Origin of the sequence: Halorussus salilacus (genome assembly GCF_024138125.1) — an archaeon.
Lineage (GTDB): Archaea > Halobacteriota > Halobacteria > Halobacteriales > Haladaptataceae > Halorussus > Halorussus salilacus.
This window is the reverse complement of the sequence record NZ_CP099993.1, coordinates 2,089,207-2,102,830: the sequence shown is the minus strand read 5'-3', so window position 1 is coordinate 2,102,830 and position 13,624 is coordinate 2,089,207. Positions and strand designations below refer to the sequence as shown.

Below are 13,624 nucleotides of genomic sequence, written 5' to 3'. Positions count from 1 at the left end.
GGTCGGCCCCGACGCCGGGCCTCACCGACGCGGGCGCGTGCCGCGTCGCGGCACGCGCCCGCGCCGCCGCGCCGGTCGGCGTCGACCGGTCGTCGGTCGGCCCGGTCGGCGTCGGATAATCGCGACCTGATTTCCGGGTATCCGACGCCTGACACACCAGTATCCGGAACATAACAAACACGAGATAATCGAATCGTACGAGCATGGAGACCGACGGGACCGGGGACCCACTCGTGAGCGTGGTCCTCCCCACGTACGACCGCCCGGAGATGCTCGCCGAGGCGGTCGAGAGCGTCGCAACCCAGCAGTACTCGGCGGTCGAACTCGTCGTGGTCGACGACGCGTCGCCGACGCCGGTCGAGGAGGTCGTCGCGGAGGCCGCGCCGCCGGAACTCCGGTGGCGCTGCCTGCGCCACGAGTCGAATCGCGGGGCCAACGCCGCGCGGAACACCGGCATCGAGGCGGCCGAGGGCGACATCGTCGCGTTCCTCGACGACGACGACCGGTGGAAGCCCGAGAAGCTCGACGCGCAGGTGTCGGCGTTCCGCGAGCGCGGCGACGACGTCGGGGTCGTGCTGGTCGGCCAGCAGTTCGTCGACCACGGCCGGGAGGCGGTCACCCGGATGCCCGACGTCGAGGGGAACGCGACCCCCGAACTGATGACCGACGGCATCGGCGGGTCGTTCTCGACCATCGCGGTCGGCCGGAGCGTCGTCGAGGAGGCCGGACTCCCAGACGAGCGGCTCCCGGCGTGGCAGGACCGCGAGTGGCTGGTCAGGCTCTCGTGTCACTGCGAGTTCGCCACCGTCCAGCGCCCGCTGGTCGTGCGGCGGGTCGGCGAGTACGACCAGATCGGCGACTCGTTCGAACCCAAACGCGACGTGACCTACCCCCTGTTCCTCGAAAAGCACAGCGACCTCGCGGCCGAGTACGGCCTCGAAAGCCGGTTCGAGGCGTGGCTCTCGTGTGGCATCGCCTCCGAGGGCCTCGCCAACGGCTACTACCGCGACGCCCGCCGGTTCGCGGCGAGAGCGATACGGACCGACCCCCTGCTCACGACGGCCTACATCTACCTCGCGCTGGCGCTGGGCGGCCGATACACGTACAACGCCGCCGTTCGCCTCAAGCGGGCGTTCGATTGACCTCCCCGCTATCGCGAGCGCCGGATTGACGCGCCCCCGTCGAACTCCCGTTCTCGGGCCATCGGTTCACCAGCGGTATTTTCCCGGAAGCCGAACGAGTACCCCTATGGTCGCCGATAGCACGCGTGCCCTCCTGCTCGGCCGGGACGGACGACGGACGAAGCGGTGGGCAGTCGCCGGGGTCGCGCTCCTGCCGGTCTCGTTCGGCTACTTCGGAGTCGTCACGGCCGTCGACCGTCCGGCGCTCCACCCGCTCCTCTGGTGGGAGGGCTACGCGCTCCTCCTCGTGGGGCTCATCACCGTACAGGCGCAACGCAACGGGGGACTCGCGGTGAGCTGGCTACTCGGGTTCGCGGCCGCGGTCGGCGTCGTCCTGAACTACGGCGGCGTCGGGGTGACCGCCTCGGCTCCGGGTCCGCTGGAACTGGCGGGACTCGCGCTCGTCGGCGGGCTCGTCTCCGCCGCCGTCTTCGGGACGTTGGGGTTCGGAATCGGCGCGCTGGTACGGGCGGTCGGGCCGTAGGTCTCCGGCGGGCGAGCCGCCGTTTCGGCTCTCTCACCCGGGCCGGGCGCGTTCGAGCGCCCGCCCCGTCGTCTTGGCGAGTCGGACCAGGTAGGCGACCGCGTAGAGGCCGACGCGCTCGGCGTCCGAGAGCCGACTCCACTCGGCGTCGAAGTGGCCGGGGAACCGGAGCGGGTGGTTCGGGAGGAGTCCCCGGACGTACGAGGCGAGCGACTCGTCGTAGCGCTCGGGGTACCTGCGCCAGCGCTGGGTGATGCCCCGACCCACCCGGACGTGCTTGTCGAGCAGCGACTTCAGCGACGTGCGGGCGGGGTGGACGACCCGCGCCTCGGGGAGGTAGTCCAGCGCCCGGCCCGACGCGGCGACCCGGTGGCCGAACTCCACGTCGCCGCCCGAGACGAGGCCCTCGTCGAACGGGCCGACGTCGTCGACGACCGACCGGGCGACGAGCAACGCGCAGGTCGGTGCGAAGCCGTTGTCCTCGACGTAGCGCTCGACCGGGAAGCCTGTGTAGGCGTCGTAGCGCCCCGCGAGGGTCGGCTCGGCGGGTTCGACCGCGACGCGACACCCCGCGTAGACCGCGTCGCGGGACTCCATCGAGGACGCTGCGGTCGCCAGCCAGTCGGGGTCCGGAATCACGTCGGCGTCGACGAACGCGAGGAGGTCGCCGTGGGCCGCCTCGATGCCAGTGTTGCGCGCGGCGTAGGAGCTCTGCACGTCGGTCTCGCGCTCGACCCGGACGAGGTCGGGGTGGGCGGTGGCGACCGACTGTGCGACCGCGAGCGTCTCGTCCTCGGAGTCGTTGTCCACGACGACGACCTCGTACCGGGTCGAGGGATACGTCTGGGCGAGGAGCGAGTCGAGCGTGTCTTGGAGGCCCTCGGGGTCGTTGTAGACGGGGACGACGACCGAGACGAGGGGCGGCCGGTCGGCGTCGAACGGGGACTGGTCGGTGGGCATCGGTGAGTCGGCGTTGTCGGTTCGTCGGGGCGTTCGCCCATAGTAATGGGGAGCCTACGCGGAGAGGGGAGCGGTCGAGTCCCGGCTCCGGGACTCGACCGCTCCGAGGACGGACCCAATCGCCGCGTACCGCCCCGTACCCCGGGAGTACGACGGGCATAACAATACGCGAGCCGACCCATCCATCGTATCGAATGCGCGAGACGGACATCTCTCGTCGTGAGAAACTCCGCGGGCTGTACCGCGTCGCGACGTATCGACCGGCGCTGACTGCGTTCATCGTCGCCTTCAGCGTCTTCGCCGCGGTGCTGGAGGGAGTCGGTATCAGCTTCATCGTCCCCATCGTCGAGGTCGCGCGCGCTCCCGGCGACCCGGCCGAGACCGCAGACGGCTACGCGCTGGCGTTCGTCCGGCTCTACGAGACGCTGGGCGTCCCGTTCACCATCGGCACGCTGGTCGCGGGGGTCGCGGGCGTGATGGTCGCTCGCTTCACGTCGAGTTTCGTCGTGTCGTGGCTTCAGGTCGCGCTGAAGACCTACTACGTGCGACACCTCCAGACCGAGTCGTTCGGGAACGCCCTCGACGCCCGCGTGGCGTACTTCGACAGGGAGGGCTCGGACGACGTGCTGAACGCCATCGTGACTCAGGCCGAGTACGCCGGGAAGGTCATCCGGGACTTCGTGGACTTCTTCCAGCAGCTCCTGCTGTGCCTGATGTACCTCGGGATAGCGCTCTACCTCTCGTGGGAGCTCACCCTCGTCTCGGCGGCGTTCCTCGGCGGGCTGACCTACGTCTTCAGACACGTCCTCGAACCGGGCTACACCATCGGCGACCGGGTCGCGGAGGCAAACGAGCGCATCCAGGAGAGCGTGCAGGCCGGGACACAGGCCGTCCGCGACGTGAAGCTGTTCACGATGGGCGAGGAGCTGTTCTCGGGCTTCTCGACCCACATCGACACCTACACCGAGTCGTCGGTCGCGCTGGGGCGCAACGAGGCCGCCATCGACAACTTCTACAATCTCCTGACCGCGGTGATGGTGTTCGCGCTCATCTACGGCGCGATAACGTTCACCGGGATGGGGCTGAGCGAACTCGGGGTGTTCCTGTTCGCGATGTTCCAGCTCGGCCCGCGGGTCAGCTCGATGAACTACCGGTTCTACAAGTTCGAGGGTCGCCTGCCCCACCTCGTTCGGACCCAGACGTTCATCGCGGAACTGAAGCGCAACCGGGAGCCGACCGGCGGCTCCCGGCCCGTCCCCGAGGACCCGACGCCCGTCGCCTTCGAGGACGTGTCGTTCGCCTACGAGACCGAGGAGGGGCGCGTCCTCCGGGACGTGTCGTTCGAGGTCGGCGACGAGGAGTTCGTGGCGTTCGTCGGCCAGTCGGGCGCGGGGAAATCGACCGTCGCGGCCCTGCTCGCGCGGCTGTACGAACCCGACGAAGGGAGCGTGACCGCGGCCGGAGAGCCCATCGAGGAGTTCGACGTCCGCGAGTGGCGCGAGCGGGTCGCCGTGGTTCGCCAGGACCCGTTCATCTTCAACGAGACGGTCGAGTACAACGTCACGGTCGGCAACCGCGACGCCTCCCGGGACGAGATCGACCGCGTCTGCGAAATCGCGCAGGTCACCGAGTTCCTCGACGACCTCCCGGCGGGCTACGACACGGAACTGGGCGACGACGGCGTCCGGCTCTCGGGCGGCCAGCGCCAGCGCATCGCGCTCGCTCGCGCCCTGCTGAAGGACGCCGACGTGCTCGTCCTCGACGAGGCCACCAGCGACCTCGACACCCGAATCGAGGCCGACGTTCAGCGCGAGATAGAGTCGATGGACCGCGAGTACGCCATCGTCGCCATCGCCCACCGGCTCTCGACGGTCCGGGGGGCCGACCGCATCTACGCCCTCGAAGACGGTCGGATAACCGAGCAGGGCGACCACGACGAACTGGTCGACGAGGACGGGACGTACGCCGACCTGTACGCGACCCAGTAGGTCGGCGGGACCGAACGGTCTCGGAGGTCGGGCGAGGTCCCGGAACTCAGACGAGGTCTCGGAGGTCGGGATGGTCGGCGACCCCGCCGCGAGCGGCGGGGTCGCCGATTCGGGAGGGCTCGCCGATACCGGGGCGCTCGCCGATGTCGGAGGACCCGCCGTCTCGGGCCGCCGACTCGCGGCGCGCCATCCACTCGGGATGCCGGACCACGAACAGCACCGGAATCCGGTCGATTCCCAGCAGTCTGGCGAGCGAGAGCCGGTGGCGGCCGTTGACCAGCAACAGGTCGCCGTCGCGGCCGACGTCGACCAGCACCTCCTCTCGAATCCAGTCGCGGAAGGTCGCCGCCGGGTCGGCGGCGACCAGTTCGCGCTGGCTGCGATAGCCCGACCGCCGGATGGTCTCGTACAGCCGGTCGAGCGACCGACATCGGTCGCGCAACTGCTCGGGGGACCGACAGCCGTTCCAGACGCGCTGGCAGCGGCGGGTTTCGAGGAGTCGGTGGGCCTCGGAGACGAACTCGGTGTCGTCCCACGGGACGCCGCGCTCGAAGTGAGCTTCGAGCGACCGGTGGAGCGTCGTCTCCTCGAAGCGGTCGGCGAGGTACAGTTCGGGCGGCGTCCCGTCGTAGTCGGGGTCGAGGTCGGGGAACTCCCGGCGGTCCCACTCGCCGTCCCGGACCGCACCGAAGTCCTCGTGGCGGTTCTGCCACGCCGGATACCGACGCCGGGTGTTCCGACGTATCGCGTCGGGGGCCACCGCTTCGAGCTTGAACGGGTCGGGGGCGGCGTCGTACTCCCGAACGTCGTTCGCGCAGGTCGCCCGGTAGTACCGCGACGCGAGTCTCCAGCGGAGCTTCGAGTAGGCCCGCGAGTCGCCGACCGCGGGCTCGACCCACCGGTCGAGGGCGTTCGGCAGTCCGACCTCGGTGCAGGCGCTGGCGAGACGCCGCCGGATTCCGTCGGTCATTCGTCACCGACGGAAGGGAGTTCGGAGTAAAGTTATACGGCTCCTACTGGGTTCGACGCCAGTCAGCGCGGTCTCGCTATACGCACCCCGCCGTTCGCTTCTCCCGAATATACTAGGCTATCGACACAATTACCGGTCGTGTGAGTTCCGACGTGGCGGCAGAATCCCGAGGGTCGCGCCTCATGACCCCTGTCGTGTCCCTCCGGCCACCCACCCCTGCTGCCCCCGGACGGGGGCTACTCCGTCTCGACCGCAGGAACGGCACCCACCGCTACCCGATTTCGGGATTCGGAGGCACGGACGAAGAAGGCAGACGGTTGTGTTAACTCGATTCGACCGACTGGCGTCCGGTAATCCGCTCGGGGTCGAGTTCGTAAATGGTCATCGTGACTTCTTCGACGTCTTCGTCGAAGAGGCGGAACGGAGAAAACGTCTCGTTGATAACCGTGTCCGTGAATTCCTGCTGTTCAGCCTCTGACAGTCGACGGACCGCTCCGCGAACCAGAATACTCCAGGTGGTGTCTTCGTCGACATCGTAGACGACGAACGTCGCGGTCTCGGTGGTCTCCGCGAACGCGACCTTCTCACTATCTGGCTTGGTACTGACCCGGAGGAACAGGCGCGATCCGTCGTAGTAGTAGTCGAGCGGCACGGCGTAGCTGTCGTTGTCGTCGGCAAGTGCGAGAACACCGTGACCGTGGTTCCGGAGGTACTGATCGACCCTCTCCTCACTCATCCCCCCGATGTATCTGTAGTCCACATGCTCCATATGAGGACTACGGTGAGCAATCACATAACGTTCACCAGCGATTTTCCGAGGAAAGGGTCGACTGTTACCCCACCCGGACTCGACTATCGATGGATGTCGCAGCAGGGCCATTTACCACCTTCGAGGGTGTATCATCGATTATGGAGGGGCTTCGATGGGTGCAACTGAGCGAGGGCGAGATGAACGAGTTCCTCGGCACCGGTGGGACCGGGATACTGTCGTTTTCGACCGAGAGCGGAGATCCGCCGTTTTCGGTGCCGGTGTCGTACGGATACGACACGGACGGAGAGGCCTTCTATTTCCGACTCGCGTTACCGCCCGAGAGCGGGAAGACGGCGTTACTCGACAACCCGGTTACCTTCGCCACCCACGAGCGGACCGACGATGGGTGGCGGAGCGTCGTCGCGTCCGGTCGACTGACGGAAGTGTCTGACATGCCGTACGATGCAACTGTCGTCCAAGCGATGTGGGCAGTCGATATCCCGGAGGTGGATATCTTCGACCGTCCGCCGGAGGATATCGATTTCCGTCACTTCCGTCTCGACCCGCAGAGGCTCACCGGGCGCAAGGAAGTCAAGCACGACTCCTGAACGGGGAGGTGACGACAGTACCGGCGGGGTAGATGCGGGTGAGGACCCCGGTCCACCCCAAAGCTATCAGAAGGTGAGAGAATACCTTATTGCCCGGGCAGGAGTTATCTTTCAGTATGGAAGATGTCCGTTCAGTTCAGATGAGCGACGAGGAACGCGACGAATTTCTGGGTCGGGGTGGAACGGGTGTCGTCTCGTTCGATACGGACGACGACGAACCGCCGTACTCACTCCCGATCTCGTACGGATACGACGCCGAGACGGGGACGTTCACCTTCCGGCTCGCGTTCGGCCCCGAAACGGGGAAGAACGACGTCGTCGATGAAGACCGTCCAGTTTCGTTCGTTACGTACGAGGACACCGAGAGCGGCTGGCGGAGCGTTGTAGCGACGGGTCATCTCGAAGAGATTACCAAGTCGGCGCTCGATCCCGAGGTGGCCGAAGCGATGCAACGAGTGGAGATTCCGCTCGTGGACGTTTACGACAGACATCCGGTCGAACTCCAGTTCCGATTCTTCCGACTGACGTCGGCCGACGTGACGGGGAAGAAAGAGGCCAAGACGATGGACTGACGGACAGGGCCACTTGTTCTCGAACTACGGTGGCGTTTACGGACTCGAATAGCCGGAGAGACGTTCCGTTCGCCCCCTCGACCGGAGATGGAAACGTGGCGGAGCCTCCCTACGCGAGGAGAGATGAGACGAGCTAGTAGGGCGGTCGCTGAGTATCGATTGGCAAGCCAATCACGCTACGCGATACCCTTCAGGAGAGTTCCGACGGCGTAGGCGACGGCGGCGGCGAGCATGCCGACGGCGAACATCTCACCGCCGTTGACGTACCATCGTCGGTCGGTCACGATGCTCCGACTCGCACCGACGGCGAAGAACGCGACGCCGGTAACTGCGAGCGATACCGGAAACAGCGGTTCGAGGACGAAGATGTACGGAAACAGCGGTGCCCACCCGGCAACGACGAACGCCACGAAGGTGACGGCGGCCGTACTCGTCGGCGATTTGCCCTCGTCAGTCTCAGGGCCCGTGTTCTCGACGGAAGTTCGATACGCTATTTCCGAGCGACGACTGAGATAGTTGCTCATCCCCATCGAGAATCCATCTGCCAACAGATTTGCTATCCCGAGGATCAGGACGATAGACGGTTGCAATGCGGCCCCCGCGACTCCCGAGACGACGGCGAACGTCGTGATGATACCGTCGTTCGCACCGTAAATCACTTCGGCCACGTACTCGCCAGACGCTTCCACTTCGTCTTCGAGGAGTTCTGTAAGCATTCGTGCACTGGCTTTCGACTCGAACGACTACAAGCCTTGTTCAGTTCTCAGAGCTACCGAACCGTCGGTAGCCAAGACTATTTCTCGATGGTCGTCGTTGGCCCCGACGTGACCCGGCGTATACTCGTCCCGATTGACGGTTCACCGCCTGCAGACCGGGCGCTCGAATACGCGCTCGAAACGTTTCCCGACGCGACTATCACGACCATCCATGTCATCGACCCGATTGATTCCGTCTATGCCGCAGAAGCCGGAGGGTTGCCCGTCGCAGAGGACTGGTACGACGACGCACAGGACCGCGCGACCGAGATTCACGCGAAGGCAGAGGAACGCGCCGACGAATTCGACATCGAGATAGAGACGGTGACGGAGGTCGGACGACCCGCTCGGACGATACTCCAGTACACTGCCGAACACGACGTCTCCCAAATCGTCATCGGGAGCCACGGTCGGCAGAGAATCGAACGCGTCGTCTTGGGCAGTGTCGCAGAAAGGGTGGTTCGCCGCGCTGAAGTACCGGTGACCGTCGTCCGGTGATCGGGTAACGCGCAGGGGCAATTGCTCCGTCCGACCGGTTCTAACACGTACGCCCGAAAACCGGGGATGCTCCTCAGACGTACTCGAAGACGCGAGCCATCCCTCGTTCCAGATGATAGTTGTTGTGACAGTGGAAGAGCCAGTCCCCGGGATTGTCCGCCAGAAAGTCGAACGAAATCTGTCCCCGGTGGGGTGGGACGAGGACGGTGTCCTTGACCGCATCTCCGACCTGGAAGAAGTGGCCGTGAAGATGCATCGGGTGGATCGCCGGACTATGGTTCGTCATCCGCACCCGGACGTGTTCGCCCTCGCGAATCTCTAGGGGGTCGGCGTCCGGATACGCCTGGCCGTCGATGGTCCACGCTCCGGAATCCCGCATCATCCCACCCGAGAGGGAGAGGTCGAACGTCCGGTCCGGTGAACCCCCAACATCGAGCGGTTCGAGCGCCCGGAGGTCGCCGTACTGGAGCGTTCGACCGTCGAATTGCGGTCGTCCCGCGGAGCCGTCTCCGGTCGCGTTCTCGTATCGCAGTACGGCTTCCCCGGGTCGCTCGTTTCCGACGACGGGCGCGGCGACGACGGCCCAGTGCCCCGGGGAGTCGGCTTCGATGACCGCGTCGTAGCGTTCGCCCATGCTGATGTAGAAGGAGTCGACGTCCGTCGGTTCGACCGGTCGTCCGTCGGCGTGCGTGACGGCCATCGAGTGGCCGCCGACGCCGACGCGGTACGTCGTTGCGCCGCTGGGGTTGATGAACCGCAGTCGGACGCGCTCGCCTTCTTCGACCTCGAACACCGGCGGGTCCGAGGGGAGCCGACCGTTGACGACCATCCCCTCGTACGGGGGACGGCGGCCCTGCATCGGACCGCCACCTCTCATCCCGCCGTTTCGCCCTCCGTCGCCCGGACCGCGGCCATCGGGCCCGCCGCCGCCGGGTCCACCACCGCCGCCAGGTCCGCCACCGCCGCCATCAGGTCCGCCACCGCGGCCTCCCCCGGGCGGCGCCTCGATGGAGTCGAGTATCGGGTCCCCAGAGAGGTAGTCGTCGATCACCAGCGTGTACTCCCGGTCGTACTCGACGTGGGGTGACTCTTCCTCGACGATCAGTGGCCCGTTAAGTGCCCTGTCGAGTTGTAGACCGACGTGGCTGTGATAGACGTAGGTGCCCGCTGGCGACGCCTCGTACTCGTACGTGAACGTCTCACCGGGCGGGACCGGGTCCTGCGTGACGTTCGGAACGCCGTCCATCGGGTTCGGGACGGGAACTCCGTGCCAGTGAACCGTCGTCTCCTCCGGCAACCGGTTCTCGACGGAGACGCGTAGCGTGTCTCCCTCGCTCACGCGGAGCTCCGGTCCGGGATACCGGTCGTCGTACAGCCACGTATCGCTGGTCTCGCCCGGCGCAACCTCGACCCGACCTTCTGTGGCGACGAGAGTAGTCCCCTGTCCGTCACCGCCTCTTTGCTCTTGAGGCTCACCGACCGACTCCGGTTCGATTCCTCGCACTCCCCGATTGCCTGCGATTCCAAGTAGTACCGCGCCCCCTCCGACGCGCAACACTCGGCGCCGCGAGACGTTTCGTTCGTTGCTGACCATCACCCGGTCTACCACGCCCACGAGAAAAAACGAGGGGCCGATACTCAGTGTTCGAGACGTTCGTTTTTCACCCGCTGTCATTCGCCGGTCAGCCACCAGCCGTACATCCGCTCCCAGTACTCCGCATCGGGGTGTTTCTTGGTCTGTCCGTGGGTCTTTCCTTCGAGTATCTGACGCTCGACCATGTTCAGCGCGAGGTGGAGCGCGTGGCTCGCGCCGAACCCCTCGTCCGACGCGATAAAGTGCCCCTTGTCGGTGTAGAGTCGAATGCGCGCGAGCACGAGTGGCGTTCCGCGGAACGTCTCTTTGTGCTCGTGGAGATGAATCTTGGCTTCGAGAACGGTCATGTCGCCGTACTTCCGAGTCACGTTCTCGATCATGTCCGCGATCTCGTCGTAAGTGATATCGTCGATGTGCTCGATGCCGAACACCTGAACGGGGCGGCGCTCTTCGCCCGTCCACGTCAGCGCTTCCAGCACGTCCGTTTTGGTGACGATTCCGTCTGGTTCGTCGTCCGCTTCGACGACGAGCGACGAGCCACCGAGTTCGAACATCTCCTCGACGGCCTCGTCGAGGGGCCGCCCCGGACTGACGGTCCCGACCGTCTCGGTCATCACGTCCTCGACCGGGAGATCGAGCAGGCGCGCCCGGTCGCCTTCCCGAGCACCGAAGCCACCCCGGCGCGAGCGGCCGGAGCTGTCGGAAATATCGCCGCCGAACGAGTCCGTCCCACCGGGGTCGCCGCCTTGACTCCGTCGCACCTCTCGGGTGGTAAAGCCGATAACGTCGTGGAGACTGACGACTCCCGCGAGGTCGCCATCCTCCATCACGGGGAGGTGGGTGATCCGGTGTTCGCGGAACACATGAAGCGCCTTGCCGATGGTCTCCTCGGGCCCCAGCGTCACGAGGTCGTCGCTACTCACGTCGTCCACGGAGATGACGTTGAGATAGGGCGTGACCTTCTTCAGGAGGTCGTCGCCCGTCACGACCCCGATCAGTGCGCCATCGCGGTCCTCGACCGGGAGCAATTTGGCGTCGCTCCCGACCATCAGGCGGGCGACCTCGCGCACGTCCTCGGTTCGTTCGACGGTTGGTGCGTGCCACACCCGCGATCTGGCCTTCTCGCTGGGCTGGTGATGCGACGACGCCAGTTGGCGTCGCGTGAGTACGCCCTCGTACTCGTCGCCGTCCGTGATCACGACCGCCTTCAGGGACGGGTCGTCGAAGGCCCCCGAGACTTTCGAGATCGGTGTCCCCACGTCGAACGCGGTGTAATCGCTGGTGACGATGTCTGTGATATCCATGTGCGTTCCCCCACGACTACGTATGCGCTCGGCGGGTTAATCAGTAACTCTGCCCATCTGACAGGCTCGGGGCGAACCTCACGACAGCGTACTGCTTTCGAAGGTCCGGCGGTCGGTTTTCGGACCCCGGGGTCGTCACTCGGGCGTCTCCCCCGGTTCGGCTTCGCTTTCGGCGTCGGACTGCGGACCGCCGCCCGTCTGTTTCTCCTGTGCCTCGCCCCAGCCACCCGCGTCGGTCACCTCGAACAGCTGTCCCCAGTCCTCGTCGTCTTCGCTCTCGGGGAGTTGGTCGCGTAACTGCCAGAAATCGGACTCCGGTACCGCGGTGCTCACGAGGTCCATGATAACTCGGGCGTGGTACGCCGCCTCCGGCCGGTCTATGCCCTCGATCTCGCTGACTCGCGAGAGGAATTCCCGCCAATCGAACCGCTGGCCGTGTTCGTGCACAGCGCCCGTCATGTACCACTTGATCTCCATCGGAAGCGAAGCGGCGAGGTCCTCGGCCGCCCCCTCCGGTATTCGTTGCCCGACCGTCATGAGGGTCGCCCGAATCGCCCGCAACGTCTCGGCAGTCCCCGGAAGTTCGAGTCGATGCTGTACTTGGCCTGTAAATTCATCGAAGTGCATCGGTTCTCCCCCACGATTTCCACGACCTTGGAGACCATAAATCCACCCCGAGAGGGCGTTACCCTCGGGACTTGCTGGTGGCTTTATGTGCCGAACTGGAATTCGCGTATGTACGCCACCGTCGGTACCCGCGACGATGGTTTCGGACCGAACGGTACTCTTTTTGTCATCGGTTACCGAATTTGCGGTCGTGAATCTCAGTAAGGGGTTTCTCCTCGCTCTCGTTGCCGTCCTCCTCGTCCTGTCGGTCCTACTGGTTCACCCGTTTCTCCAGTACGTCCTCGGTGCCGTACTCCTCGCTTACGTGCTCTATCCGCTCCAAGTCCGCTTCGAAGCGTACACGTCGCCGATGGTGGCTGCGCTCTCTCTCGTCGTGCTGGCAGTTGCGGGGTTCGTCGCACCGTTCGTCGTAGTCTTTTGGACCGTGGCGGATAGTGCCGAGCGAATCCTCCAGGACTTCGACGCTGACGCGATGCAGACCGAGTTACTACAGGCCCGAATCGAGGAGCTCACCGGACGAGAGGTCGATATCGCCGAGGGACTCGTCGGCTCAGGGCGAGAAATCGGGACCGTCGTGTTCGAACGGTCGACCGAAGCATTCGGGACGATCACCTTCCACCTCATCGGGGTCGCGCTGGCGCTCTTTCTCGTCTACTACCTCCTCAAAGACGGCAGCGAACTGCTCGACTGGTGTTACCGGACGATTCCCCTCCCGAGAGACATCCAGCGCGACCTCTACGCCGAGATCGACGACGTGATGTGGGGCGTTCTGGTCGGACACATCTTTGTCGGCATCGTCCAGGGGGTCGTCGCTGGGGTCGGACTCGCCGTCACTGGCGTTCCAAACGCGGTGTTCTGGACGGCCGTCATGATCGTTCTCGCGATGGTTCCGCTCGTCGGTGCGATCCCGGTCTGGGGCGGGGCGGTGGTCTACCTGTATCTCACGGGCGCACCGTTGCTCGCCGTCGGATTGTTCGTCTACAGCGTCATCGTGGTCGGACTCACCGACGACTATCTCCGGCCATTCGCCGTCGACAGGTATGCGAAACTCAATCCCGCCGTCATCCTCATCGGTATCCTCGGAGGCGCGTACGCATTCGGAATCATGGGACTGTTCTTCGGCCCGGTCGTCCTGGGCGCGCTCAAGGCCACCCTCCGCGTCGGCTTGGATAACTGGTCCCGGCTCGACAGGCGAGACATCGGCTGACCGACTCTTCATGCCAGTCTGATACGCTCTTGAAAACCACGGCGGTCATGGATTTCGACGGAGCAGGAGGCGGTTATTCCTCGCGACCGGGAATTGGCCCCTTCGTTTATGGAGGTTCCCAGCGT

General features: G+C 65.4%; 14 protein-coding genes. 7 read left to right on the top strand and 7 right to left on the bottom strand.

Annotated features, from left to right (window positions below; translation table 11 throughout):
- The first annotated feature begins 203 nt into the window (after window positions 1-203).
- Both NGM10_RS10835 and NGM10_RS10830 read left to right on the top strand, forming a co-directional pair.
- Window positions 204-1,142, top strand: coding sequence for a glycosyltransferase family 2 protein (locus NGM10_RS10835; protein ID WP_253478532.1), 939 nt, complete (start codon window positions 204-206; stop codon window positions 1,140-1,142).
- A 106-nt stretch (window positions 1,143-1,248) separates the two neighbouring features.
- The gene (locus NGM10_RS10830; RefSeq protein ID WP_253478529.1) at window positions 1,249-1,665 is read left to right on the top strand and encodes a hypothetical protein; all 417 of its coding nucleotides are present in this window, start codon (window positions 1,249-1,251) and stop codon (window positions 1,663-1,665) included.
- Window positions 1,666-1,698: 33 nt separating this feature from the next.
- On the opposite strand, the gene NGM10_RS10825 is transcribed toward NGM10_RS10830, so the two are convergent.
- Window positions 1,699-2,625: a glycosyltransferase family 2 protein gene (locus NGM10_RS10825; protein ID WP_253478526.1), complete on the bottom strand. Its 927-nt coding sequence runs from the start codon at window positions 2,623-2,625 to the stop codon at window positions 1,699-1,701.
- Window positions 2,626-2,819: 194 nt separating this feature from the next.
- Here NGM10_RS10825 and NGM10_RS10820 point away from each other — a divergent pair, with 194 nt between their 5' ends.
- Window positions 2,820-4,613: an ABC transporter ATP-binding protein gene (locus NGM10_RS10820; RefSeq protein ID WP_253478523.1), complete on the top strand. Its 1,794-nt coding sequence runs from the start codon at window positions 2,820-2,822 to the stop codon at window positions 4,611-4,613.
- 46 nt (window positions 4,614-4,659) lie between these two features.
- Here the strand turns inward: NGM10_RS10820 and NGM10_RS10815 are convergent, their stop codons facing one another.
- Together NGM10_RS10815 and NGM10_RS10810 are read right to left on the bottom strand one after the other, a co-directional pair.
- Entirely contained in the window at window positions 4,660-5,583 is a 924-nt protein-coding gene (locus NGM10_RS10815) for a hypothetical protein (protein WP_253478520.1), read from the bottom strand.
- A 322-nt stretch (window positions 5,584-5,905) separates the two neighbouring features.
- A complete protein-coding gene (locus NGM10_RS10810; protein ID WP_253478516.1) occupies window positions 5,906-6,463 on the bottom strand; it encodes a pyridoxamine 5'-phosphate oxidase family protein in 558 nt (185 codons plus the stop codon).
- A 29-nt stretch (window positions 6,464-6,492) separates the two neighbouring features.
- On the opposite strand from NGM10_RS10810, the gene NGM10_RS10805 reads away from it, so the two are divergent.
- Window positions 6,493-6,942 carry a pyridoxamine 5'-phosphate oxidase family protein gene (locus tag NGM10_RS10805; RefSeq protein ID WP_253478513.1) on the top strand — a complete coding sequence of 150 codons (450 nt, stop codon included), beginning with the start codon at window positions 6,493-6,495 and terminating at the stop codon, window positions 6,940-6,942.
- Window positions 6,943-7,031: 89 nt separating this feature from the next.
- Window positions 7,032-7,514: a pyridoxamine 5'-phosphate oxidase family protein gene (locus tag NGM10_RS10800; RefSeq protein WP_368408626.1), complete on the top strand. Its 483-nt coding sequence runs from the start codon at window positions 7,032-7,034 to the stop codon at window positions 7,512-7,514.
- Between the two features lie 176 nt (window positions 7,515-7,690).
- On the opposite strand, the gene NGM10_RS10795 is transcribed toward NGM10_RS10800, so the two are convergent.
- Complete coding sequence (locus tag NGM10_RS10795) at window positions 7,691-8,230, bottom strand: VIT1/CCC1 transporter family protein (protein WP_253478510.1); 540 nt, start codon at window positions 8,228-8,230, stop codon at window positions 7,691-7,693.
- A gap of 87 nt (window positions 8,231-8,317) precedes the next feature.
- Between NGM10_RS10795 and NGM10_RS10790 the strand changes: the two genes are divergently transcribed.
- Window positions 8,318-8,767, top strand: coding sequence for a universal stress protein (locus NGM10_RS10790; RefSeq protein ID WP_253478506.1), 450 nt, complete (start codon window positions 8,318-8,320; stop codon window positions 8,765-8,767).
- A 73-nt stretch (window positions 8,768-8,840) separates the two neighbouring features.
- On the opposite strand, the gene NGM10_RS10785 is transcribed toward NGM10_RS10790, so the two are convergent.
- The 3 genes from NGM10_RS10785 to NGM10_RS10775 form a co-directional block, all read right to left on the bottom strand.
- On the bottom strand, window positions 8,841-10,361 hold the full coding sequence (locus tag NGM10_RS10785; RefSeq protein WP_253478503.1) for a multicopper oxidase family protein: 1,521 nt from the start codon (window positions 10,359-10,361) through the stop codon (window positions 8,841-8,843).
- Window positions 10,362-10,438: 77 nt separating this feature from the next.
- Entirely contained in the window at window positions 10,439-11,665 is a 1,227-nt protein-coding gene (locus tag NGM10_RS10780) for a CBS domain-containing protein (RefSeq protein ID WP_253478500.1), read from the bottom strand.
- A 135-nt stretch (window positions 11,666-11,800) separates the two neighbouring features.
- On the bottom strand, window positions 11,801-12,292 hold the full coding sequence (locus tag NGM10_RS10775) for a DUF2267 domain-containing protein (RefSeq protein WP_253478497.1): 492 nt from the start codon (window positions 12,290-12,292) through the stop codon (window positions 11,801-11,803).
- A gap of 190 nt (window positions 12,293-12,482) precedes the next feature.
- Here NGM10_RS10775 and NGM10_RS10770 point away from each other — a divergent pair, with 190 nt between their 5' ends.
- On the top strand, window positions 12,483-13,499 hold the full coding sequence (locus NGM10_RS10770; protein ID WP_253478494.1) for an AI-2E family transporter: 1,017 nt from the start codon (window positions 12,483-12,485) through the stop codon (window positions 13,497-13,499).
- Window positions 13,500-13,624: the final 125 nt, after the last annotated feature.

Coding starts and splice junctions, on each gene's coding strand:
- NGM10_RS10835 (WP_253478532.1), top strand. CDS start 204: ATGGAGACCGACGGGACCGGGGACCCACTCGTGAGCGTGGTCCTCCCC.
- NGM10_RS10830 (WP_253478529.1), top strand. CDS start 1,249: ATGGTCGCCGATAGCACGCGTGCCCTCCTGCTCGGCCGGGACGGACGA.
- NGM10_RS10825 (WP_253478526.1), bottom strand. CDS start 2,625: ATGCCCACCGACCAGTCCCCGTTCGACGCCGACCGGCCGCCCCTCGTC.
- NGM10_RS10820 (WP_253478523.1), top strand. CDS start 2,820: ATGCGCGAGACGGACATCTCTCGTCGTGAGAAACTCCGCGGGCTGTAC.
- NGM10_RS10815 (WP_253478520.1), bottom strand. CDS start 5,583: ATGACCGACGGAATCCGGCGGCGTCTCGCCAGCGCCTGCACCGAGGTC.
- NGM10_RS10810 (WP_253478516.1), bottom strand. CDS start 6,463: ATGGCCCTGCTGCGACATCCATCGATAGTCGAGTCCGGGTGGGGTAAC.
- NGM10_RS10805 (WP_253478513.1), top strand. CDS start 6,493: ATGGAGGGGCTTCGATGGGTGCAACTGAGCGAGGGCGAGATGAACGAG.
- NGM10_RS10795 (WP_253478510.1), bottom strand. CDS start 8,230: ATGCTTACAGAACTCCTCGAAGACGAAGTGGAAGCGTCTGGCGAGTAC.
- NGM10_RS10790 (WP_253478506.1), top strand. CDS start 8,318: ATGGTCGTCGTTGGCCCCGACGTGACCCGGCGTATACTCGTCCCGATT.
- NGM10_RS10785 (WP_253478503.1), bottom strand. CDS start 10,361: ATGGTCAGCAACGAACGAAACGTCTCGCGGCGCCGAGTGTTGCGCGTC.
- NGM10_RS10780 (WP_253478500.1), bottom strand. CDS start 11,665: ATGGATATCACAGACATCGTCACCAGCGATTACACCGCGTTCGACGTG.
- NGM10_RS10775 (WP_253478497.1), bottom strand. CDS start 12,292: ATGCACTTCGATGAATTTACAGGCCAAGTACAGCATCGACTCGAACTT.